At 39.4% G+C, this 21,617-nt stretch carries 23 protein-coding genes; 18 read left to right on the forward strand and 5 right to left on the reverse strand.

Annotated elements, in window-relative coordinates:
* Positions 1 to 25: 25 nt before the first annotated feature.
* The 4 genes from ppdK to trhA form a co-directional block, all read right to left on the reverse strand.
* Positions 26 to 2,665: a pyruvate, phosphate dikinase gene (ppdK, locus tag HCB49_RS09255; RefSeq protein ID WP_185604764.1), complete on the reverse strand. Its 2,640-nt coding sequence runs from the start codon at positions 2,663 to 2,665 to the stop codon at positions 26 to 28.
* Between the two features lie 18 nt (positions 2,666 to 2,683).
* The gene (locus HCB49_RS09260) at positions 2,684 to 3,496 is read right to left on the reverse strand and encodes a pyruvate, water dikinase regulatory protein (protein ID WP_185604765.1); all 813 of its coding nucleotides are present in this window, start codon (positions 3,494 to 3,496) and stop codon (positions 2,684 to 2,686) included.
* A gap of 12 nt (positions 3,497 to 3,508) precedes the next feature.
* The gene (gene ccpN, locus HCB49_RS09265; RefSeq protein ID WP_185399142.1) at positions 3,509 to 4,126 is read right to left on the reverse strand and encodes a transcriptional regulator CcpN; all 618 of its coding nucleotides are present in this window, start codon (positions 4,124 to 4,126) and stop codon (positions 3,509 to 3,511) included.
* 119 nt (positions 4,127 to 4,245) lie between these two features.
* The gene (trhA, locus tag HCB49_RS09270; RefSeq protein ID WP_185392039.1) at positions 4,246 to 4,878 is read right to left on the reverse strand and encodes a PAQR family membrane homeostasis protein TrhA; all 633 of its coding nucleotides are present in this window, start codon (positions 4,876 to 4,878) and stop codon (positions 4,246 to 4,248) included.
* 178 nt (positions 4,879 to 5,056) lie between these two features.
* Between trhA and fakB the strand changes: the two genes are divergently transcribed.
* From fakB to HCB49_RS09360, 18 genes are all read left to right on the forward strand, one after another.
* A complete protein-coding gene (gene fakB / locus HCB49_RS09275) occupies positions 5,057 to 5,896 on the forward strand; it encodes a fatty acid kinase binding subunit FakB (RefSeq protein WP_185604766.1) in 840 nt (279 codons plus the stop codon).
* Between the two features lie 14 nt (positions 5,897 to 5,910).
* A complete protein-coding gene (locus HCB49_RS09280) occupies positions 5,911 to 6,696 on the forward strand; it encodes an SGNH/GDSL hydrolase family protein (protein ID WP_185604767.1) in 786 nt (261 codons plus the stop codon).
* Between the two features lie 15 nt (positions 6,697 to 6,711).
* A complete protein-coding gene (locus HCB49_RS09285; RefSeq protein WP_185604768.1) occupies positions 6,712 to 7,326 on the forward strand; it encodes a YpmS family protein in 615 nt (204 codons plus the stop codon).
* Between the two features lie 35 nt (positions 7,327 to 7,361).
* Positions 7,362 to 7,895: a peptide-methionine (S)-S-oxide reductase MsrA gene (gene msrA, locus HCB49_RS09290; protein WP_185604769.1), complete on the forward strand. Its 534-nt coding sequence runs from the start codon at positions 7,362 to 7,364 to the stop codon at positions 7,893 to 7,895.
* Positions 7,896 to 7,901: 6 nt separating this feature from the next.
* Positions 7,902 to 8,339, forward strand: a complete 438-nt coding sequence (gene msrB / locus HCB49_RS09295; RefSeq protein WP_070265564.1) for a peptide-methionine (R)-S-oxide reductase MsrB — start codon at positions 7,902 to 7,904, stop codon at positions 8,337 to 8,339.
* Between the two features lie 82 nt (positions 8,340 to 8,421).
* A complete protein-coding gene (locus HCB49_RS09300; protein WP_185604770.1) occupies positions 8,422 to 9,327 on the forward strand; it encodes a Gfo/Idh/MocA family protein in 906 nt (301 codons plus the stop codon).
* Between the two features lie 62 nt (positions 9,328 to 9,389).
* Positions 9,390 to 9,623 carry a YozE family protein gene (locus HCB49_RS09305; RefSeq protein ID WP_003720177.1) on the forward strand — a complete coding sequence of 78 codons (234 nt, stop codon included), beginning with the start codon at positions 9,390 to 9,392 and terminating at the stop codon, positions 9,621 to 9,623.
* A 12-nt stretch (positions 9,624 to 9,635) separates the two neighbouring features.
* Positions 9,636 to 10,337, forward strand: coding sequence for a purine-nucleoside phosphorylase (gene deoD, locus HCB49_RS09310; RefSeq protein WP_003723411.1), 702 nt, complete (start codon positions 9,636 to 9,638; stop codon positions 10,335 to 10,337).
* Positions 10,338 to 10,394: 57 nt separating this feature from the next.
* The gene (locus HCB49_RS09315) at positions 10,395 to 11,207 is read left to right on the forward strand and encodes a M15 family metallopeptidase (RefSeq protein WP_185604771.1); all 813 of its coding nucleotides are present in this window, start codon (positions 10,395 to 10,397) and stop codon (positions 11,205 to 11,207) included.
* Positions 11,208 to 11,332: 125 nt separating this feature from the next.
* Positions 11,333 to 11,626, forward strand: coding sequence for a copper-sensing transcriptional repressor CsoR (csoR, locus tag HCB49_RS09320; RefSeq protein ID WP_003723408.1), 294 nt, complete (start codon positions 11,333 to 11,335; stop codon positions 11,624 to 11,626).
* A gap of 14 nt (positions 11,627 to 11,640) precedes the next feature.
* The gene (locus tag HCB49_RS09325; protein WP_185604772.1) at positions 11,641 to 13,854 is read left to right on the forward strand and encodes a heavy metal translocating P-type ATPase; all 2,214 of its coding nucleotides are present in this window, start codon (positions 11,641 to 11,643) and stop codon (positions 13,852 to 13,854) included.
* Positions 13,855 to 13,866: 12 nt separating this feature from the next.
* Positions 13,867 to 14,073, forward strand: coding sequence for a heavy-metal-associated domain-containing protein (locus HCB49_RS09330; protein WP_008948192.1), 207 nt, complete (start codon positions 13,867 to 13,869; stop codon positions 14,071 to 14,073).
* 154 nt (positions 14,074 to 14,227) lie between these two features.
* Positions 14,228 to 15,718: a lmo1851 family serine protease gene (locus HCB49_RS09335; protein ID WP_185604773.1), complete on the forward strand. Its 1,491-nt coding sequence runs from the start codon at positions 14,228 to 14,230 to the stop codon at positions 15,716 to 15,718.
* Positions 15,719 to 15,756: 38 nt separating this feature from the next.
* Entirely contained in the window at positions 15,757 to 16,173 is a 417-nt protein-coding gene (locus HCB49_RS09340; protein ID WP_185392027.1) for a MarR family winged helix-turn-helix transcriptional regulator, read from the forward strand.
* 159 nt (positions 16,174 to 16,332) lie between these two features.
* Positions 16,333 to 17,055: a metal ABC transporter ATP-binding protein gene (locus HCB49_RS09345; RefSeq protein WP_185604774.1), complete on the forward strand. Its 723-nt coding sequence runs from the start codon at positions 16,333 to 16,335 to the stop codon at positions 17,053 to 17,055.
* Positions 17,056 to 17,058: 3 nt separating this feature from the next.
* Positions 17,059 to 17,901, forward strand: coding sequence for a metal ABC transporter permease (locus tag HCB49_RS09350; protein ID WP_185403803.1), 843 nt, complete (start codon positions 17,059 to 17,061; stop codon positions 17,899 to 17,901).
* Positions 17,898 to 18,830: a metal ABC transporter substrate-binding protein gene (locus HCB49_RS09355; protein WP_185604775.1), complete on the forward strand. Its 933-nt coding sequence runs from the start codon at positions 17,898 to 17,900 to the stop codon at positions 18,828 to 18,830. The genes HCB49_RS09350 and HCB49_RS09355 overlap by 4 nt, the downstream gene beginning before the upstream one ends.
* A 336-nt stretch (positions 18,831 to 19,166) precedes the next feature.
* On the forward strand, positions 19,167 to 19,991 hold the full coding sequence (locus HCB49_RS09360) for a DUF5067 domain-containing protein (protein ID WP_185604776.1): 825 nt from the start codon (positions 19,167 to 19,169) through the stop codon (positions 19,989 to 19,991).
* A gap of 108 nt (positions 19,992 to 20,099) precedes the next feature.
* Here HCB49_RS09360 and HCB49_RS09365 read toward each other — a convergent pair whose 3' ends face one another.
* Positions 20,100 to 21,470: an MATE family efflux transporter gene (locus tag HCB49_RS09365; protein WP_185604777.1), complete on the reverse strand. Its 1,371-nt coding sequence runs from the start codon at positions 21,468 to 21,470 to the stop codon at positions 20,100 to 20,102.
* Positions 21,471 to 21,617: the final 147 nt, after the last annotated feature.

Here is a 21,617-nt window from a genome sequence, read left to right on the forward strand (position 1 = left end):
TCAATGCGGCTGCCATCTGGATTTTTTATATAGTAGCGACTAATTGTCTTTCGGATAATGCTGCTTGAGCTGCTGCTAGTCGTGCAATTGGGACGCGGTACGGGGAACAGGATACGTACGTTAATCCTAATTGATGGAAGAAATGGATGGACGCTGGATCGCCTCCATGTTCTCCGCAAACACCCATTTTTAAATGCTCCGAAGTCATCCGACCGCGAGTCACCGCCATTTCAACGAGCGCACCAACACCAGCCTTATCAATCGTTACAAATGGATCTTTTGGCAAAATATCTTTTTCGTAATAATCGGCAAGGAATTTAGTAGCGTCATCACGCGAAAAACCATATGTTAGCTGCGTTAAATCATTTGTTCCAAAGCTGAAAAACTGCGCTTCTTCGGCGATTTCGTCCGCAGTCACACAAGCACGCGGAATTTCAATCATCGTGCCAATATCATACGGAAGTACCACGCGCTCTTTATCAAAAATGGCATGAATCGCTTGTTTCAATTCTGTTTTAATATAGCTGAGTTCGCTTTTCGTCGCGATGAGCGGGATCATAATTTCCGGGTGAACATCCAATCCTTCATCATGAACGATAACAGCACTTTCCATAATCGCTTCTGCTTGCATCCGGTAAATTTCTGGGAAGGTGATAGCAAGCCGACAACCGCGGTGACCAAGCATTGGATTGGACTCGGCAAGTGCTTGGATACGCTTTGTTAGTTGCGGCACTGTTCGATTCATTGCGCTCGCTAATTGCTCGATTTCACGGCTCGTTTTCGGTAAAAATTCATGTAGTGGCGGATCAAGCAAGCGAATATTGACCGCTCGTCCATCGGCAATTCGGAACAATTCGCTGAAATCCGTTTTTTGCATTTCTTTTAAAGTGGCTAAAACGGACTCGCGCTCTTGTAACGATTCTGCTAAAATCATTTGTCGCATATAAGGAATCCGTTTTTCATCAAAAAACATATGCTCGGTGCGACATAGGCCAATACCTTCTGCGCCAAACGAAAGCGCCTTTTTAAAATCAGTCGGTGTATCAGCATTGACACGAATCATTAATCTTTTCTCCGCATCAGCCCACGCCATTAACTCGTCAAAATGCCCGCCAATCGAAGCTTCTGTAAACGCGATTTCACCAAGGTACACTTTACCAGAACTGCCATCAAGCGAAAGAAAATCTCCTTCATGAAGTGTTTCACCAGTTGCAAGGATAACTGTTTTTTCTTTTTCATTAATAGTTAGTTCGGCGCATCCAGCAATACAACATTTTCCCATACCTCGCGCCACAACAGCTGCATGAGAAGTCATACCACCATGAGCAGTTAAAATAGCGTTACTCCGTGCCATACCTTCAATATCTTCAGGAGAAGTTTCATTACGAACTAAAATGACTGACATTCCAAGCTCAGCTGCTTGAACAGCTTCTTTTGCTTCAAAGAAAATTTGACCTGTAGCCGCACCGGGACTCGCCGGTAAGCCGGTTGCGATAACTTGGCTGTTTTTAAGAGCGTTTTCATGAAAGGCTGGATGAAGTAATTGATGCAGTTGTTTAGTTTCCACACGCATAATGGCTTCTTCACGAGTAATTTTACCTTCATGAACAAAATCGACTGCTGTTTGAATAGCAGCCTTGGCTGTGCGCTTGCCGCTTCTTGTTTGTAGGACATAGAGATTGCCTTTTTCAATTGTAAACTCAATATCTTGCATATCTAAATAATGGTTTTCGAGAAGTTTACATGTGTGAATCAACTCTTTATAAACGGCTGGCATTCTCTCTTCTAGCGCGCTTATCGGCTCAGGAGTGCGAATGCCAGCTACAACATCTTCGCCTTGAGCATTAAGCAAAAATTCACCAAACACTTCTTTTTCACCAGTGGATGGATTGCGAGTGAACGTAATTCCGGTACCACTAGTTTCACCTGTGTTACCAAAAACCATCGCTTGAATATTCACCGCTGTACCAAAACTTGCGTCAATCTCATGCAATCGACGGTAAATAATGGCCCGCGGGTTCATCCAAGAATCAAAGACAGCGATAATCGCCAGTCGTAGTTGTTCAAGTGGCTCTTGTGGAAAATCTTTCCCAGTCGCTTGCCGGAAAATCAGTTTGTAAGTAGCTATCAGTTCGCTTAAATCATCCTCAGTTAGTTCTGTATCTAAGCGATAATCCTTTGCTTTTTTTATTCGAGCAAGCACCTGTTCAAATTGGTAGCTTGGAATTTCAAAAACAACATCGCCGAACATTTGAATAAAGCGGCGATAGGAATCAAACGCCGAACGAGCATCCCCAGTTAGGGCAGCTAGTCCGTTCGCAGCTTGATCATTTAAGCCAAGGTTTAATACCGTATCCATCATTCCCGGCATCGAAAAGGGGGCACCAGACCGAACCGAAACGAGCAGTGGATTTTCCGCGAATCCGAAAATTTTTCCAGTTTGCTTTTCGAGTTGCGCCAAATGAATCTTCACTTCTTCAAAAATCGCTTCGGAAAGATGCTTATTATTAGCCGTGTAATCATTACAAGCCTCGGTCGAAATAATAAAACCAGGAGGGACGGGCAAACCAATATTCGTCATTTCTGCCAAATTTGCTCCTTTTCCTCCTAAAAGATTTTTCATTTCCTTAGAACCTTCACTGAACTGATAGACAAATTTTCTCACATTATTCACCTCTTCTAATTAATGGTAACTCGTGATAATTTCCGTGATTAGGGCGGCGGTTTCCTCAATGGCTTTGTCTTCTACATGGATGACTTGGCAACCAAGTTTTTTGAATGTATCGTAACCATATTCCAATTCTTCTAAAATACGTTTTTCACTGGAATAGCTACTTGCTTCATCTAAACCAATAGATTTTAAGCGGACTTTGCGAATTTGCGCTAGTTTTTCAGGCGTCGTTGTTAGGCCAATAATTCGGTCGCTAGGGATTTGAAAAAGTTCAGCGGGTATTGGAATCTCTGGAACAAGCGGGACGTTAGCGACTTTCCAGTTTTGATTGGCAAGGTAGCTACTTAGTGGGGTTTTACTTGTTCTGGAAACGCCAACGAGAACGATATCAGCGTCCAGTAGGCCACGGGAATCTTTGCAATCATCATATTTTACAGCGAATTCAATCGCGGCAATACGGTCAAAATAATTGCTATCAAGCCGGCGCATATTGCCGGGATCTTGTTTGGATTTTAGGCCAGTTTTTGCTTCTACAGCCGCAGTTAGCGTATGTAATAAATCTACGTTAGGAAGGTGGTTTTTCGCACAAAAGTCAGTTGCATATTCGGCTAAAGCGGATTGAACAAGCGTTTGGACTACAATTCCATCTGCTGCTTTTGCTTCTTGCAACGTTTCAAGTAAAGCGCTTTCATCGCGAATAAAAGCATGACGTCGAATATCTGCAGGTTTATTCAGTGAAAACTGCGCAGTCACCGCGCGAATAATGTGTTGAGCAGTTTCACCGATAGCATCTGAAATAACGTATATAATAACCGGATTTTCCATATTTTCCTCCTATTAAACCTTTTTTATCGTATCGACAAAAAGTGCAGTGATACGTGTTTTTGAAATTTTTCCAACGACTTTTGTATTTTCGAGAACAGGTAGCGAATCAATTTGATGGAAAACGAGTTGTTCTGCGGCGTGCAAGACGTTATCATTTTTCGTAACAGTGACTAGGTTTGGCATGCGCGTCATAATGGTCGCAATCGGAGTTGCTTTCGTATCCGCATCAGCAAGCGCACCTTTAAGCAAATCTTTTCTCGAGACAAGTCCAACTAATTGGTCCTCATCAACAACGTACAAACTACCGATATCTTCCATAAATAGCATGACAATTGCATCATACACACTTGTTTCTTTTTTTGCGAAAAATGGTTGGGTCATAATATCTGCTACTTTTAATTGACGAATTTCATCAAAATGAATTGGGTTATTTTCTAAGCCAGAGTAGAAGTAGCCAACTTTTGGACGAGCATCTAAAATTCCAGTCATCGTTAAAATTGATAAGTCAGCTCGAATGGTGGCTCGTGTTAATTTTAAATGGGCGGCAATTGAGTCACCAGTGGCGGGCTCATTCGCGCGAACATAGGCAACAATTTGGTGTTGTCTAGGAGAAAGTTCGATGGGAATCACATCCTTTTATTATGTTATGCTAATCATTATATAGTATGACATAATTAAAAACAAGCTTTAAATGTGTCACACTATATAAAAAAACCTCCTCGCCGTCGAGAAGGTTTTAAAAGCGTTATTTAGACATAAAATAAAATACAGAAATACATAAAAGCTGTTCCCGCAATGACAAACACATGCCAAATTGCGTGCATATAAGGAACGCGTGGAATACTGTAAAAAATCGCGCCTACGGTAAACATGATTCCACCAGTTGCGAGGAGCCAAAAGCCAGTTGGCGTTAATCCAGCATAAAGTGGCTTAATCGCAAACATCACCATCCAGCCCATCAGTAAGTAGACAATCGTCGACAACAATTTTAATTTACCAGTCATAAATATTTTATAAATAATCCCAGCAATCGCGAGCCCCCAGATAACACCAAACAGTGTCCAGCCGAGTGTACCTTGAATCGTAATCAACACAAATGGCGTGTAACTACCAGCAATCAACACATAAATTGCCGCATGATCCATAATATTAAAAACAGTTCTCGCCTTGCAAGGTTTAAAGCTATGAAGCAAAGTGGAACAAATATAAAGCAACATCAGTGAAATACCATAAATTAAAAAACTTGTTAAATAAAGAGGATTATCTTTCCCAGCGGCGAATATTATAAGTAAGACGAGCGCGGGAATACTAAGGATAAATCCAATCCCGTGCGTAATCGCATTCGCAAGTTCTTCTTTCCAATTGTAAGAAGTGACATTCATTTTATCACCATACTTTTCTATAAATTTTGGGATGAGTATAGGTCTATCATACGATAAAAAATGAAGAATAGAAAGGCAAATACCAATTCTTTCTCTTTTCTTAAAACTAGTTTATAGGTTGTGTATACCGCCGGGAATGTTATAATAAGATAAAATAAGCAAAAATGGATGTGGCTATATGAGGAAAATAAAAATTATCACAGACTCAACTGCTGGACTAACATTAGAAGAAGCAGCAAAATGGAATATTGATGTTTTATACTTAACGGTAGAAATCGATGGGAAAATTTATAACCCGAAAACAGACATTACACCAGAAGAGTTCATGGTGCGCATGGCAGAAACGAAAGAATTACCAAAATCTTCTCAGCCAGCAATTGGTTCTTTCGTGGAAGCCTATGAAAAATATACAGCAGAAGGCTACGAAATCCTTTCTATCCACTTAACTGAAAAATTGAGTGGTACCGTTAATGCGGCTCGCCAAGCTGCTGATATGGTGGAAGGGAACATTACTGTAGTAGACTGCGATTACACAGCGCGCGGTCAAGCTTTCCAAGTATTAAAAGCAGCGGAAATGGCCCAATCAGGTGATTATTCCGTGGAAGAAATCCACACCAAAATTAATGATATCCGCGACAAAACAAAACTATATATCGTTGTTGTAACACTCGATAATTTAATTAAAGGTGGTCGTGTTGGCCGAATGCAAGGTTTCCTAGGCAGCCTTTTAAACATCAAATTAATTGCCAAACTAACAGATGGACAACTGGAAGAAGAAACCAAAGTCCGCAGCAACAAAAAAGTGCTACAATATTGCTTGAATTTAATTAAAGATGAGCCGAAAAAAATTCAACAGCTAGACGTTGTTCATGCGAATGGACTGAATCTGGCGGATGATTTTATCGCAGAATCAAAAGAAATAACCGGTTTAACAGAAATTCCACTATTTTTTGCAGACCCAGTCATTTCCACACATGCTGGAACAGGCGCGTTTGCATTTATGTACTATACTGACTAAGTGAGTGATTGCATATGACAAAGAAAAAATGGCTGTGGCTAACAGGAAGCGTGCTCGTTATCGCGCTTCTAGTTGGCGCAGTTTTTGGTATCAAGTATTATAAAGCATCCAAAGAAACTCCGATTAACCTAGTTGCCATGGGTGATTCATTAACAGAAGGTGTTGGTGATGAAAACAAAGCAGGCGGCTATGTCGGTATTATTCCAGAAAAACTAGAAGAAGAACCCAATATTCCAAGCGTAAAAACGAGTAATTACGGCGTATCCGGAAATAAAATCGGCCAATTAGAAAAGCGCTTAAAAACCAACGAGAAATTTCAAGAAGACGTCAAAAAGGCGAATGTTATCACAATTACCATTGGCGGCAATGATGTCATGGCTATTTTGCAATCGCGTCTTTTAAAGGTCGACGTGGATGATTTTACAGAAGCCAATAAAGAATTCCAACAAGAATTAGAAACACTGCTTCAAGATATTCGCTCTTACAACGATGATGCAGCCATTTTCTTAATGGGCATTTATAATCCATATACGACTTACTTCGGTCACATTAAACAATTTGATGAGGTAATTACAGATTGGAACGATGCGTCTAAAAAGACTATCGCCAAAGACAGTAATGCCTATTTTGTACCAATTGCCAGTGTGATAGAAGATCGTAATGAAGCAAGTAAAGATAAACCTAATCCGCTACTGTCAGATGACTATTTCCATCCTAATCATAAAGGGTATGAAAAAATGACGGCGGAATTAGACAAAGCTATTGTAAAACAATTAAACGATGGCAATATTCCCAAATAGAAAGGTGTTAAAATCGTGCAGAGAGAAACACGATCGGCTCCCAAAAAACCAAAACGCAATTATTGGAAATGGATTTGTATTACATTAATCACGTTGTTACTTCTTTCCGCAGGTTGGGTTTATGTAGTAGTATTCAAACTCAGTCCACAAGAAGAACCAACTCCAACACTTATTAGCAATAAATCAACAGTTGAATTTCAAACGAGTACAACAAAAGCAGATTTAAACCAATTGATCAGTTCCTATATAGAAGATTTTAGTAAAGATCAGGAAATCGGCTATAAAGTTTTCGTAGCAGATAACGTTAACTTCACAGCAGAAGCCAAAATTTTCGGTGAACCAGTGGAGCTTCATCTGAAATTCTCACCGAAAGTAGTCGATAATGGCAACGTAGAATTAACACTTAAAGACATGTCTGCTGGAGCTTTACCGCTGCCTGTATCGTACGTAATGAACTATGTAAACAAGAACTTTAAATTCCCAGATTGGGTGACTATCATCCCTAAAAAAGAAAAAATCTATCTATCTTTAGATAAATTAAAACTCCAAGGGGATACAAAAGTACGCGCCGATACGCTAAATTTGAAGAAAGACGATATTTCGTTTACACTTTTAGTACCAGTTAAGTAATTTGGCTGGCTGAATCCTAGTTAGGGGGCATTTTTATGACAAAAGAATCACTTGAAATAGCAACATTTGCTGGAGGGTGCTTTTGGTGTATGGTAAAACCTTTTGATACGCAACCGGGAATCGAGAAAGTCGTTTCAGGTTACACAGGCGGTCATACGGTTAATCCAACCTATAAAGAAGTTTGCAGCGGGACAACAGGACATACAGAAGCAATTCAAATCACTTTTGATCCGGCGGTTTTTCCATATGAAAAATTAGTCGAAGTATATTGGCAACAAACTGATCCGACTGATGCGGCAGGCCAATTTGTTGACCGCGGTGATTCGTATCGACCAGTTATTTTCTACCACAATGAAGCGCAAAAAGAAATCGCTGAAAAATCAAAAGCAGCACTTGATGCAAGTGGTAGATTTAAAAAGCCAATTGTCACAGAAATTGCTAAAGCAGAAACATTTTATCCTGCAGAAGAATATCACCAAGATTTCTACAAAAAAGAAAAAGCGCACTATGAAGGTTATCAAGTTGCTTCCGGTCGTGCTGCATTCATAGATGCCAACTGGAAAGGGTGAAGTCAAATGGATGAAAGTAAAAAAAATGAGCGACTTCAACAACTTACAGATATACAATATAATGTAACCCAAAAAGCGGGTACTGAACGCCCATTTCAAAATGAATTTTATGATAATGTGGCAAAAGGCATTTATGTAGATATCGTTTCAGGGAAGCCACTTTTTTCATCCAATGACCAGTACGATGCTGGCTGTGGTTGGCCGAGCTTTACTAAGCCAATTGACGAAGCAGAAGTTATCGAACATCGAGATTTGACCCATGGCATGATTCGGACCGAAGTAAAGTCCGTTGATGCTGATTCCCACTTAGGGCATGTTTTTCCAGATGGACCACAAGACAAAGGTGGACTTCGCTACTGTATCAATTCTGCAGCGCTTAGATTCATTCCTGTGGATAAATTGGAAGAAGAAGGCTACCAAGCATATAAGAAAATCTTTGAATAAACAAATGATGCCAGAAAATGAAATGCGCAGAATAATATCGCGAAATCATTCTCTGGCATTGTTATGAAAAGGAGCGATATACATGTTAAAAGTAGCAGTTGTAGGTCTTGGCGGCATCGCGCAAAAAGCCTATTTGCCAGTTTTTGCAGAAATGGAAAACATCGAGGTACATCTTTATACAAGGGATGCGCAGAAGTTGAAACATTTAAGTGAGAAATATCGTTTTGATCATTATCACCAAAGTATTCATTCGATGATTGAATCAGGCGTGAATGCCGCGTTTGTTCATTCCTCTACGGCAAGCCATCCAGAAGTTATCCGGACTTTTTTAGCGCATCATATTCCGGTATATGTCGATAAACCGATTGCTGATAATTTAGCAGAAGTAGAAGAATTAACGCGTCTAGCAAAAGAGCAAGACACGCTGTTAATGACTGGTTTTAACCGCCGTTATGCGCCAAAATACCAAGAATTAAAAACATTAACAGATACCAATATGATTATTATGCAAAAAAATCGCGCATCGCAACCAGGTGAGCCGCGCACATTTATTTATGACGATTTTATTCATGTTATTGACACTGTGCGATTTTTACTAGATGCCGAAATCGAACAATTAAATGTCTTTCCGGTATGGCAGGAGAAGCTTCTGGCAAGTGTAACCGTGCAAATTTCAGCGGGAGGAAAAGTGGCGACTGCCATTATGAATCGCGATAGTGGCGTAAATGAAGAACGCTTAGCAGTGATGACGCCTAACGCCAAATATGAAGTGGAAAATGTCACAGAAACGCATATTTATGAAGGCACGACAGAACGTTTTGAGCGTTTTGGTGACTGGGAGACGACACTTTATAAAAGAGGATTTGTATCAATTATCCAAGCCTTTTTAACAGCCGTTCGAAATGGCGAGAAAGCACCAATTTCTAAGGAAGATGCACTAGAAACGCACCGACTTGCAGAAGAAATTCTACGTAAAATCGAAAATTAACTTTATTTTTTTCAGGAAATCAACTATAGTTAAAGCATAAAAAGAGCGGAGTGTGTTGTACGTTGGGAAGATCATTTTATCATTTTTTAATGACATATCGGGACCCGAAACTAACAGATCAGAAAACGGAATTTGCCAACAATGCATACCGAGATCATAGTTTTCCAAAGCAAACGAGAAATTACCATATTCTTTGTGATTATCTAGAGTTTAACGCGCCATATTTGCCGGGAATGTCTATTTTCGATGAACTTTGGGATGCTTATTTGCTAGATGAAGAGAAAAACAAACACTAGGAGGAAAAAAAGATGAGCGTACATATCGAAGCAAAACAAGGGGAAATTGCAGAAACTATTTTATTACCAGGAGATCCGCTAAGAGCGAAATACATTGCAGAAACATTTTTGGAAGATGTTGTTTTATTCAATCAAGTGCGAGGTATGCTAGGATTTACCGGTACATATAAAGGCGAAAAAGTTTCTGTCATGGGAACAGGGATGGGTATTCCATCTATTTCGATTTATGTCAATGAATTAATTCAAAGCTATGATGTGAAAAACTTGATTCGCGTTGGTACAATGGGCGGAATTCAAGCGGACGTAAAAGTTCGTGATGTTGTTATTGCGCAAGCGGCTTCGACAGATTCACAAATCAACCGCAATACTTTTGCAGGAGTAGACTTTGCGCCTGTAGCTGATTTCTCTCTTCTTAAAAAAGCCTATGATGCAGGTATCGAAAAAGGATTATCTCTTAAAGTCGGTAATGTTTTCTCAGCAGATCGTTTTTATAATGATCAACTAGACAAACAACAATTAGCTGATTACGGGGTACTTGGTATCGAAATGGAAGCAGCCGCACTTTATACACTGGCACAAAAATATGGTCGTCGTGCATTAGCCATTTTAACAGTAAGTGACCACATTTTTACTGGGGAAGAAACATCGGCGGAAGAGCGCCAAACTACTTTTAATGATATGATTGTTGTAGCATTAGAAGCAGCCATTAAATAAATTTAAATTACTAACTTAGAAGCAGACTTAATGTATACAGGAAGGTTGATAAACACAATGAGTTCTTTATTAACAATCGCTTTAGCTATCAGTATTAGTTGTGTGCACACGGTAGAAGATCAATTTTTCGGTGGCACAAATGCTAACGTAGAACAAAAAGCGACTAGCAACCAAACACTTGCGGAACTAGAAAAAGACCCACTTTATCCGTATATTGATAAGCAAAATAAATTAACGGAGAAAAATGGGATTAAGTATATCGAAAACGAGGAAAACATGCTGGTTCTGGCCAACAAAGATTTCTCCTTGCAACCAACATATACCCCCCCAGACTTAGTTCGCCCTAATGTAACGTTCTCGTTTGGCGAGCAGCAAGTCGAAAAAGCACAACTTCGAAAAGATGCAGCAAAAGGTTTGGAAGAGATGTTTGCAGCTGCGAATAAAGATGGGAAGAAACTATTTGCTGTTTCTGGCTATCGTTCATACAAGCGCCAACAAGAAGTATTCCAAGCCGAAGTAAATGCTAAAGGGGACCAAAAAGCTAGGGAAGCAGTGGCATACCCAGGCACAAGTGAGCATCAAACCGGTTTAGCGATGGATATCTCGTCAGAAAACCAATCATATGAACTAACAGAAGCTTTCGGAAATACCCCTGAAGGCAAATGGTTACAGGAAAATGCCCATAATTACGGTTTTATCCTACGTTATATGAAAGGCCGCGAAGACATTACAAAATATCAATACGAATCGTGGCATTATCGTTATGTCGGCAAAGATGCTGCAACAATTATTTACAAAAACAACTGGACTTTGGAAGAATTTTTTGAGCAAGTTGAGGCACTTCAAAAGAAAGTAGATGCCGCTAAATAACAAGCTTTTGAGCCATAAACAAGCATTTGTTTATGGCTTTTTTTATTGTGGGTAGAAATTAAATGCTTGCAAAAAATACCTATAGGGGGTATACTGTTAATTGTAGAAACAAAGGAGGAGAAAAAATGAAACACGACCAACCAATTGTTCCACGCAAAGAAGACGAAACGAAATTACTTCAAAATCGTTTGCGACGTATCGAAGGCCAAATCCGCGGTATTGCTCAAATGGTCGAGGATGATAGATATTGTACAGACATTTTAGTTCAAATTTCAGCAGCCAATAAAGCACTTAAAAATGTTGGTTTGCAAGTGCTCGAGCATCATACGGCACACTGTGTTGTCGATGCAGCGAAAAATGGGGAAGATGACGTAATGGAGGACTTACTTAAAGCAATACGTCAATTTTCGAAAACCTGAGGGGGGTATATACGATGAGTGATAAATATGTAAGACAAGATTTAAATGTTTTTGGGATGACTTGTGCAGCCTGTTCCACGAGAATTGAAAAGTCGTTAAATAAAGCAGAAGGCGTAGAAAAAGCTAATGTTAACTTAGTAACAGAAAATGCGGCCGTTTATTACGATCCAGAAGTAACATCCACAGAAGATTTAATTAAAGTCGTCAAACATGCCGGATACGATGCAGCAGAAAAAATGACCAAAGAAGAAAAAGATGCTGTTTTAGAAAAGAATTTCAAAAAAGAAGTGCGACGGTTCATTCTTTCTGCTGTGCTTTCATTACCATTATTGCTTACGATGGTGACGCATATTCCGTACATTCATGAAATGGCGTTTGCGGAAACGATTGGTAATTGGATTAATCCGACAATCCAATTAGTACTCGCAACCATTGTCCAATTTTATATTGGTTGGCGGTTTTATGATGGGGCTTATAAAGCACTTCGAGGTAAAAGCGCGAATATGGACGTTTTAGTCGCGCTCGGTACGTCAGCTGCCTATTTCTACAGTGTGGTGGAATATATTCGTCACATGATTGATCCAAGCGTGATGCCACATTACTATTTTGAGACAAGTGCGGTTCTGATTACGTTAATCTTATTAGGTAAATTACTAGAATCATATGCAACTTCTAGAACAACAGAATCTATCGCGGGTCTGCTCGAACTACAAGCGAAAGAAGCGACCGTTATTCGGGAAGGTAAAGAATGGTTAGTACCAGTAGATTCCTTGAAAATTGGCGATATCATCTTAGTTCGTCCGGGTGAAAAAGTACCAATGGACGCAGAAATTATTTCCGGCGAAACGAGTATTGATGAGGCGATGATTACTGGTGAACCTGTGCCAGTAGAGAAAAAGCCAGGTGACTCGGTTATTGGGGCTACAATTAACTTTGACGGGGCTTTTCAAGCAAAAATAACGAAACGGATGGAAGAAACAGTTTTAGAATCGATTATTCGTTTGGTGGAGGAAGCACAAGGGATTAAAGCACCAATTCAACGTTTAGCCGATAAAATCTCTGGTATCTTTGTTCCGATTGTACTAGGGATTGCTGCTGTGACATTTATTATTTGGTACCTTGTAACTGGTACTGTGGATGGCTCACTCGAAGCCGCGATTGCTGTATTAGTTATCGCCTGTCCCTGTGCGCTCGGGCTCGCAACACCAACTGCTATCATGGCTGGAACTGGTAAAGGCGCCGAAAGTGGGATATTATTTAAAGGTGGCGAACATTTAGAACGTACATCGAAAGTTGATACTATCGTTTTTGATAAAACAGGTACTTTAACAGAAGGTAAACTAGAAGTAAGTGATAAAGAAGCAGCACATGACCAATTTTTCCCTTATGTATTCTTGATGGAACAACAATCAGAGCATCCGATTGCGAAAGCGATTATTAAGATGTTAGCGTCTGAGAATATCGATGTTTCCGCGATTCAACAAGGGAAAATTCGAGCAAAAGCTGGGCACGGAATGACAGGAATGCTTGATGGAAGTAAAGTGGAACTGGGCGCTTATCGCTATATTTCGTCCCTTACAACGATTCCAAAAGAAGCAGATAAGTTAATCGGAAGCTGGATGCATGCTGGGAAAACTGTGGTAGCGATGGCAATTGATGGTGTCTATGCCGGCGCACTTGCTTTATCTGACACACCACGACCAGAAGCGAAAGAAGCCATTCAAAAGCTGCAAGCACAAGGTATCAAAACGGCAATTTGTTCTGGGGACCAATCCGTAGTTGTAGAAAATATGGCGAAAGATTTAGGAACGGATATGTTTTTTGCTGAACAATTGCCAAATGATAAAAGTGCTCTAGTAGAAAAATTACAACAAGAAGGCCATATCGTTGCTTTCGTTGGTGATGGTATTAATGATGCGCCAGCCCTTGCAGCAAGCGATATTGGGATTAGTATCGGAACAGGAACAGACATCGCAATTGAAACAGGTGACGTAACACTCGTAAGTCACCGTTTGACATTGATTCCGGAAACAATCGAACTTTCCAAAGCAACTATGCGCAATATCCGCCAAAACTTTTTCTGGGCACTTGCTTACAACTGTGCGGGTATTCCGATTGCCGCACTAGGCCTACTAGCACCATGGGTAGCAGGTCTTGCAATGGCATTTAGTTCCGTTTCGGTTGTAACAAACGCACTACGCTTAAAAAGATATAAATTTAAATCCTAGGAGGAGAAAAATATGGAAAAACTAATTTTAAATGTAGAAGGTATGACTTGTGGGCACTGTGAGGCTCGCGTAACAAAAGCTTTATCCGAAGTAAGTGGCGTGAAAAATGCGGTAGTTTCGTTGGATGAAGGAACGGCTACAGTTGAATTCGAAAAAGGACAAGTAACAGAAGATGCGCTTATTGATGCCGTAGAAGAAGCAGGATATGAAGTCGCTTAATTGAAAAGCAAAAAGGAGGATTCTTAGCGGAATTCTCCTTTTTTATATGTCATGAAAAAAAGATACCAAAATGACCCGAAAACTGGTAAAATAAATGAGTTAAATAAAATGTGCTAGTAGTAGCCACATTTTACATAGAAAGTGGTGAAGAAAGATGGAACAATCCCCACAAAACGAACCAGACAAAGTGGAGAAAAAGGAAGAACAAAAATCAAAACCTGGCAATGGTTATATAAAAATGAAGTTATTCCCATTTATCATGCTATTATTCGCTTTTGTCTTTGTTACGGCATTAGTGACAACCATCGTGATGTCTTTAGGGGATGACAAGCAAGTAAAAGTGAGTATTCCAGAACGAAAAGAATTTACTAAACTATATGACGTATATGACGAAATTACGAATAAATATTATAAAGATACAAAATCCAGCAACATGATCGACGGAGCCATTACCGGTATGGTGAATTCGCTTGATGATCCTTATTCCACTTTTATGTCGAAAAAAGAATCATCGGCTTTTAACGATACGATTTCTGCTAGTTTTGAAGGAATTGGTGCAGAAATTCAAGAAAAAGATGGCGCCATCGTAGTCGTTTCTCCTATCAAAAATTCTCCGGCCGAAAAAGCTGGTTTGCGTCCGCAAGATATTATTACACAAGTAGACGGGAAGTCTGTTAAAGGCGATACCGCAACCGAAGCAACCCAAAAAATCCGCGGTGAAAAAGGAACAAAAGTAACGCTTACGATTCAACGTTCCAACGAAGATAAACCATTTGATGTTACGATTACACGTGATGAAATTCCCATCGAAACCGTTTATAAAGAAATGGGCAGCGATAAAATTGCCCACGTCACTATCAGCACATTTTCAGAAACAACCTATGATGAGCTTGAAAAAGCACTCAAAGCCCTTGAAAAAGATGGTATGAAAGGACTTGTGATTGACTTGCGAGGAAATCCTGGTGGTTTACTCGACCAAGCTGTTTCAATTTCTAGCCTGTTTGTTCCTGATGGCAAAGTTGTCGTACAAGAACAAGGGAAAGATGGCAGTAAATCAGCCATTAAAGCCGATAGTAGCTCACATGGCGATTATAAAGTAAAAGTACCAACTACCATGCTTATTGATGGTGGGAGCGCAAGTGCTTCAGAAATTCTTGCAGCAGCAGCGAAAGAATCTGGCGGCATCAAACTTGTCGGCGCAAAATCATTCGGTAAAGGGACTGTTCAAACAGCGACTACTTTATCTGATGAGTCGACACTAAAACTAACAGTCGCAAAATGGTTAACGCCAAACAGCGAATGGATTCATGAAAAAGGTATTACGCCAGATGTGGTTGTGAACATGCCAAATTACGCAACCATGACTATTCCTTCCTCCACAAAAGTCTACCAAAATGGCGATTTCGGTGATGATGTAAGAACCATCGAAACCATGCTCAAAGCACTAGACTATAACGTTGGAAAAGTAGACGGCTTATACGATATAGATACAAAATATGCTGTTCAGAGATTCCAAGCAGCAAACAAAATAGATGTGACGGGAATTATGACAGGTGTAACAACCGATAAATTAGTCGAATTAACGCAAAAACATCTAAAAGAAATAGATCCACAACTACAAAAAGCAAAAGCCTTGGTGAAGTAAACGTACAACTTTTTTGAAAAACTGGAGGTAGCAAAAAAATGGAAACATACTTAGAAATTGAAACGTTGATTAAGCGAATTTTTAATAGTTTTCGTCATGAAGTCGAAGCAGTACTCGACAAAAGATTGAGTGGTAGCGAATACCGCGTCTTGAGTTTGATTTCTAGCGGACTTACGAAAACATCAGAATTAGCGAAAACCCTTGATGTTTCAGCCAGTCACATTACAGCCATTACTGATACTTTAGTCGAAGAACAATTTATTACACGTCATCGTTCTGAAGTAGACCGCCGAATTATTGAACTAAGATTGACCACAAGTGCCGAGGAATTTGTCAAAGAAATTGATAAAAAGAAAAAAGAAATGATCGTCAAACGCTTTGCTGTTTTTTCCGAGTATGAACAAGCGGAATTCCGCAAACTACTCAAAAAACTAGCAGACGGTTCCATTAAATAAATAGTAAAAATCCCGTAGTCTAATCGACTGCGGGATTTTTTTATGAACATTTTACTTTACAACAAAAAGGTTCTCCGTTATACTTTGGATGAAAGTTGCTCAAAGGAAACATTTTTAGTTGTGTATAAAATTTAGTCTTAAAGGAAAAGGGTGGTTTACATGGAAATCCAAGGTTTAACGATAGCGTACAAACAAAAAGTGGCCATTGATAATGTCACACTTCAAATAGCGGCAGGTAAATTAACTGGCATAGTTGGTCCAAATGGGGCTGGCAAATCAACTTTATTAAAAGGAATGATGGGGCTAATTCCCCGCGAACAAGGACAAGTCACTTTAGCGGATAAACCGCTTTCCTACTGGAGAAAGAAAATCGCATACGTACCGCAACGAAGTGAAGTAGATTTAACTTTCCCGATTACCGTTTTTGATATGGTATTGCTCGGAACGTATCCAGCGCTTGGACTAATTAAACGTCCCGGAAAGAAAGAGAAACAACTCGCATTAGACGCGTTAGAACAAGTGGAAATGACAGGCTTTATGAAAAGACAAATCGGTGAACTATCTGGTGGTCAATTGCAACGAGTGTTTATCGCACGCGCACTTGCCCAACATGCGGAAATTTTCTTTTTAGATGAACCATTTGCTGGCATTGATATGACGAGTGAAGCGCTGATTATGCGACTGTTAAAAAAACTAAGAGACAATGGAAAAACGATAGTCGTTGTGCACCATGATTTTCATAAAGTAGCGGCTTACTTCGACGATATTATTTTACTCAATAAAAAATTAGTAGCGCACGGTCCAGTAGAACAAACATTTACAGAAGAGAAAATTAAATTTGCTTACGGTGACGCGCCGGTAGCATTTGCGACGGGGGTGTAGAAGATGTTGTTTTTAGAAGGTTTGATGCAATATAGTTTTTTACAAAAGGCACTGATTACTTCTGTGACGGTTGGAATTGTGTCGGGTGTGATTGGTAGTTTTATTATTTTACGCGGAATGTCACTCATGGGGGATGCGATTTCTCATGCGGTGTTGCCAGGTGTAGCGATTTCTTACATGATGGGGATGAACTTCTTTATAGGGGCGGCAACGTTTGGTATTGCGGCGGCGCTTGGCATCGGTTTTGTTAATCAAAAAAGCCGGATAAAAAATGATACAGCAATTGGGATTGTTTTTAGTGCATTTTTCGCACTCGGGATTATTTTAATTTCTTTTGCGAAAAGTAGTACGGATTTGTATCATATTCTATTTGGGAATGTGCTTGCAGTGCGGAGTTCGGATATGTGGATGACGATTATTATTGCCATTATCGTCATTTCATTAGTCGCATTATTTTACAAAGAGTTTCTCGTTAGTTCGTTTGATCCTGTGATGGCAGAAGCTTACGGCCTTAATGTGAAATTCTTGCATTACTTCTTGATGCTACTTTTAACGCTTGTAACGGTTTCGGCTTTGCAAACGGTTGGCATTATTTTAGTGGTGGCGATGTTAATTACGCCAGCAGCGACGGCTTATCTGCTTACGAATAAATTATCCAAAATGATTGTTCTTGCTTCTACATTTGGGGCAGTTAGTGCGATTATTGGACTTTACTTTAGTTATATTTTCAACTTAGCATCCGGTGCGGCAATGGTGTTAGTTGCGACGATTATTTTCTTTATCGCCTTTTTATTCGCACCAAAACAAGGCTTATTATTTTCTAAAAAGAAGGAGGTCATCGAATGAAAAAAATGCTCATTGTGGCACTTTTCGCATTAGTAGTTGTACTTGCGGGGTGTTCCAGTCAAAATAGTGATTCGAAAAAAACAGATGGCAAGTTAAATGTAGTGGCGACTTATTCGATCTTAGCAGATATTGTTAAAAATGTTGGTGGGGACAAAATTGAGCTTCATAGTATTGTGCCAGTTGGTGTGGATCCGCATGAATATGATCCGCTGCCAGCCAATATACAAAGTGCAGCAGATGCAGATTTAATTTTTTACAATGGATTGAATTTGGAAACGGGGAACGGTTGGTTTGATCGTATGCTTGAAACTGCGGACAAATCAAGAGATGACAAGGATCAAGTGGTGGAGTTAAGTAAAGGCGTAAAACCAAAATACTTAACAGAAAAAGGAAAAACCTCAGAAACAGACCCACATGCTTGGCTTGATCTTCATAACGGAATAATCTATACGGAAAATGTACGCGATGCCCTTGTAAAAGCAGACCCAGACAATGCGGCATTTTACAAAGATAATGCGGCAAAATACATCGCTAAATTGGATGCATTAGATAAAGAGGCTAAACAAAAATACGCTGATTTGCCAGAAAATCAAAAAACCTTAGTAACGAGCGAAGGCGCATTTAAATATTTTGCAGCTCGCTACGGTTTGAAAGCAGCCTATATTTGGGAAATCAACACAGAAAGCCAAGGGACACCAGATCAAATGAAACAAATTGTCGGCATTGTGGAAAAAGAAAAAGTGCCTAATCTATTTGTGGAAACTAGCGTAGATCCACGTAGTATGGAAAGTGTCTCTAAAGAAACCGGTGTACCAATTTTCGCGAAAATTTTCACGGATTCGACAGCGAAAAAAGGTGAAGTGGGCGACACGTATTTAGAAATGATGCGCTACAATTTAGATAAAATTCATGATGGTTTAGCTAACTAAAAAAAGGCGCAGAGATTAACGCAAAATCTCTGCGTTTTTTTGCGTGTACCGTTTTCCAAACTTGAAGGTATAGAACAAATGCGGGTATACGCATCCTATTATTCTTAAGTGTGTAGTTGTTTATTAGTCGGAATATTTAAATTACATAATATATATAATAATTATGATATGATTTATTTAGATACCCGTGGTATTTCTTGCCACTTTTAGTAAAATACTCTGGTGAATACAACCTAGACTTAAGTTCTGCCATTCCAATTTTTTAGAAGGATCATTCATGTTACCCTTACGAAATTGGATTTTAAACATAAAACAACAACAGGGAGTAGAGATAAGATGGAAGACGAAAAATACAAAGTTTTGACAACAGAAAATATATTAGGTTCAGCTGGATTTATCCTCGCGTTAACTGGATTAATCTATGCAATTATTGAAATGTTTACGGGGTGGACTCCCTTGTTAGGATGGATAGTCTTAACAGTAGGATTAATTTTATCGATAATCGGAATTTTTAAGAATCCAAAAGATGTAGGCATTTCGGGAACGACTATTTCTGTAATAGCTATAAGCTTATTAATTGTAAATGGAGCTAGTTTCAATAGTAAATCTCCTGTTAAGCCTCCAATTGATTCCAACAATATAAGGGCTTCTTATATCAATCAAATGGATATGGAGACTCTACAGACTTTATATAACCCTGAAACTATACTAGAACACAAGAAGAAAAAATTAAAGGAAGCACCAACATTAGAAAATGGTGTGGTAGAGAATGAACGAATCAAAATCCAAATCACGAGTCATAAAATAATCCCAATTGGAGAAAAGGGCAACGAGTCTGGGAATAAACCTATAATAGCTTTTTGGTTTGAAGTATCAAATAAATCAGGTATATATACTTCAGCACTGGGGAGTTGGGGGGAGTATATTGCTATCTATCAAGATACAAGGTCTGATTTATTAAATACACTTAAATCCACTACTTTGGATGATGCTCAGTTTTTAGATTCAGCCTCCAGATTATCAGAAGATATAAAAAAAGGTGCTACTGTAAAATGCGCAATAGCGTATGGATTAGACGATGACGAAATACCAGTGGATTTGGCGTATAGAGACTTTCTTAGTGAAGAAGTATATGGGAAAATAAACTATCAAATAAAATAAACTATCAAATAAAATAAAGACTAGCCTATAGACTTTCTTCTATAATAAACCATACAAACACGAGTAAAGCTCACTAGATAAAATTCATGAAATAAAAAAACGCAGAGATTAACTTGAAATCTCTGCGTTTTTTGCGTTTAAGGAAAGTTTTTGCTCCGTTTTCCGAACTCGAAGCGATAAAATAAATGCGGCGACAAATAGGCCGGTACTTAAACCAATCCAGTAACCGAATGGTCCTAAATTCGTGAAGGATAATCCGTAACCTACTGGTAGACCAATTAACCAATAAGAAATAAAGGCGACAATGGTGGTAATCGTAACATCCTTGTAACCCCGAAGTGCCCCAAGAACTGGCGACAAGACAGCATCTGCGAATTGGAACAGAATAGCGTAAACTAAGAAATGCATAATTAAATCAATAAGCGCGGGATCATTCGTGTAAAATCCGGCAATTGTATCGCGGAAGAAAAATAGGATAGCTCCGTTCACACAACCAATTAAAATCGCAGCGGTCATGCCGATATGGCGATATTGTTTGGCGTCTTTTAAACGTTTCGCGCCGGTTTCGTAGCCACCAAGAATGGTTAACGTAGAAGCAACACTTAGCGGGAAGGCGTAAAGCAACGTACAAACACTATTTGCTGATTGATGTGCCGCAATCGTTTCTGTCCCAAAAGCGCCCATTAAAATTGTCACCGCCGAGAAAATACTCGTTTCAAATAAGATCGTTAAACCATTTGGCACACCAATCCCGATAATCTCTTTTACCTTCGAAAAACGAAGCGCAGTAAGACTTTTAAAAATACCAAATTTGCGCAATCTCGTTTGCGTTTGAATCAGAATTACACTAACCAATACAACGAGCCAGTAAGTAATCCCAGTCGCGTAACCACTACCAGCACCACCCATTTCCGGAAAACCGAAGTTCCCAAAAATAAAGCAATAATTTAAAAAGATATTAAATGGCACGGTACAAAGTGTAATCAGCATCGTCACCCGAGTCAGACCAAGCGAATCAATGAAAGAACGTAAAATCGCAGAAATAAAGAAAGCGGGAATCCCAATACAAATGCCATTCAAGAAATGACGGGCGATATCCGCAACTTCTGCTGTGACAGGCATGTGTGTCAAAATCGTTGGAACGACTAAAAAATTAATAAGAATTAATAAAAATGCTAAAAATAAAGCAATATATAGGCCGTTATGCACCGTGTTTTTGACTTGTTTTTCTTTCTTTGCCCCGATTAATTGGGCGATGATTGGCGTGATGGCCATCAGTAACCCAGAAAAAGCAGCATTTACTGGAGCCCAGAACGAACTCCCAATCGCGACACCAGCTAGTGCCTGATTTGAATAATTTCCACTCATCGTCGTATCGAAAAATGTCATGGAGAAAAGCGTGAGTTGCGTGATAACTATCGGTGTGAATATCGTTAAAAATTGTTTCCATTTTGCCCCATATGTGACTGTTTGTTGCAAGTAATCATCTCCTTTTTGCATCCATTCAGATTATAGCACAAATAAGGCGTTCTGGCGGCGTAACAAAAAACTTTTCCTTTCGTATATGTACTATCTTTGTTATAATAAAGTTCTGTGGCAGGGGCAATACTCTGCGGGTTGGGAGAG

Origin of the sequence: Listeria cossartiae subsp. cayugensis (assembly GCF_014229095.1) — a bacterium.
Taxonomy (GTDB): Bacteria; Bacillota; Bacilli; order Lactobacillales; family Listeriaceae; genus Listeria; species Listeria cayugensis.

Coding starts and splice junctions, on each gene's coding strand:
- HCB49_RS09260 (WP_185604765.1), bottom strand. CDS start 3,496: ATGGAAAATCCGGTTATTATATACGTTATTTCAGATGCTATCGGTGAA.
- trhA (WP_185392039.1), bottom strand. CDS start 4,878: ATGAATGTCACTTCTTACAATTGGAAAGAAGAACTTGCGAATGCGATT.
- fakB (WP_185604766.1), top strand. CDS start 5,057: ATGAGGAAAATAAAAATTATCACAGACTCAACTGCTGGACTAACATTA.
- HCB49_RS09280 (WP_185604767.1), top strand. CDS start 5,911: ATGACAAAGAAAAAATGGCTGTGGCTAACAGGAAGCGTGCTCGTTATC.
- msrA (WP_185604769.1), top strand. CDS start 7,362: ATGACAAAAGAATCACTTGAAATAGCAACATTTGCTGGAGGGTGCTTT.
- msrB (WP_070265564.1), top strand. CDS start 7,902: ATGGATGAAAGTAAAAAAAATGAGCGACTTCAACAACTTACAGATATA.
- HCB49_RS09300 (WP_185604770.1), top strand. CDS start 8,422: ATGTTAAAAGTAGCAGTTGTAGGTCTTGGCGGCATCGCGCAAAAAGCC.
- deoD (WP_003723411.1), top strand. CDS start 9,636: ATGAGCGTACATATCGAAGCAAAACAAGGGGAAATTGCAGAAACTATT.
- HCB49_RS09315 (WP_185604771.1), top strand. CDS start 10,395: ATGAGTTCTTTATTAACAATCGCTTTAGCTATCAGTATTAGTTGTGTG.
- csoR (WP_003723408.1), top strand. CDS start 11,333: ATGAAACACGACCAACCAATTGTTCCACGCAAAGAAGACGAAACGAAA.
- HCB49_RS09325 (WP_185604772.1), top strand. CDS start 11,641: ATGAGTGATAAATATGTAAGACAAGATTTAAATGTTTTTGGGATGACT.
- HCB49_RS09330 (WP_008948192.1), top strand. CDS start 13,867: ATGGAAAAACTAATTTTAAATGTAGAAGGTATGACTTGTGGGCACTGT.
- HCB49_RS09335 (WP_185604773.1), top strand. CDS start 14,228: ATGGAACAATCCCCACAAAACGAACCAGACAAAGTGGAGAAAAAGGAA.
- HCB49_RS09340 (WP_185392027.1), top strand. CDS start 15,757: ATGGAAACATACTTAGAAATTGAAACGTTGATTAAGCGAATTTTTAAT.
- HCB49_RS09345 (WP_185604774.1), top strand. CDS start 16,333: ATGGAAATCCAAGGTTTAACGATAGCGTACAAACAAAAAGTGGCCATT.
- HCB49_RS09350 (WP_185403803.1), top strand. CDS start 17,059: ATGTTGTTTTTAGAAGGTTTGATGCAATATAGTTTTTTACAAAAGGCA.
- HCB49_RS09355 (WP_185604775.1), top strand. CDS start 17,898: ATGAAAAAAATGCTCATTGTGGCACTTTTCGCATTAGTAGTTGTACTT.
- HCB49_RS09360 (WP_185604776.1), top strand. CDS start 19,167: ATGGAAGACGAAAAATACAAAGTTTTGACAACAGAAAATATATTAGGT.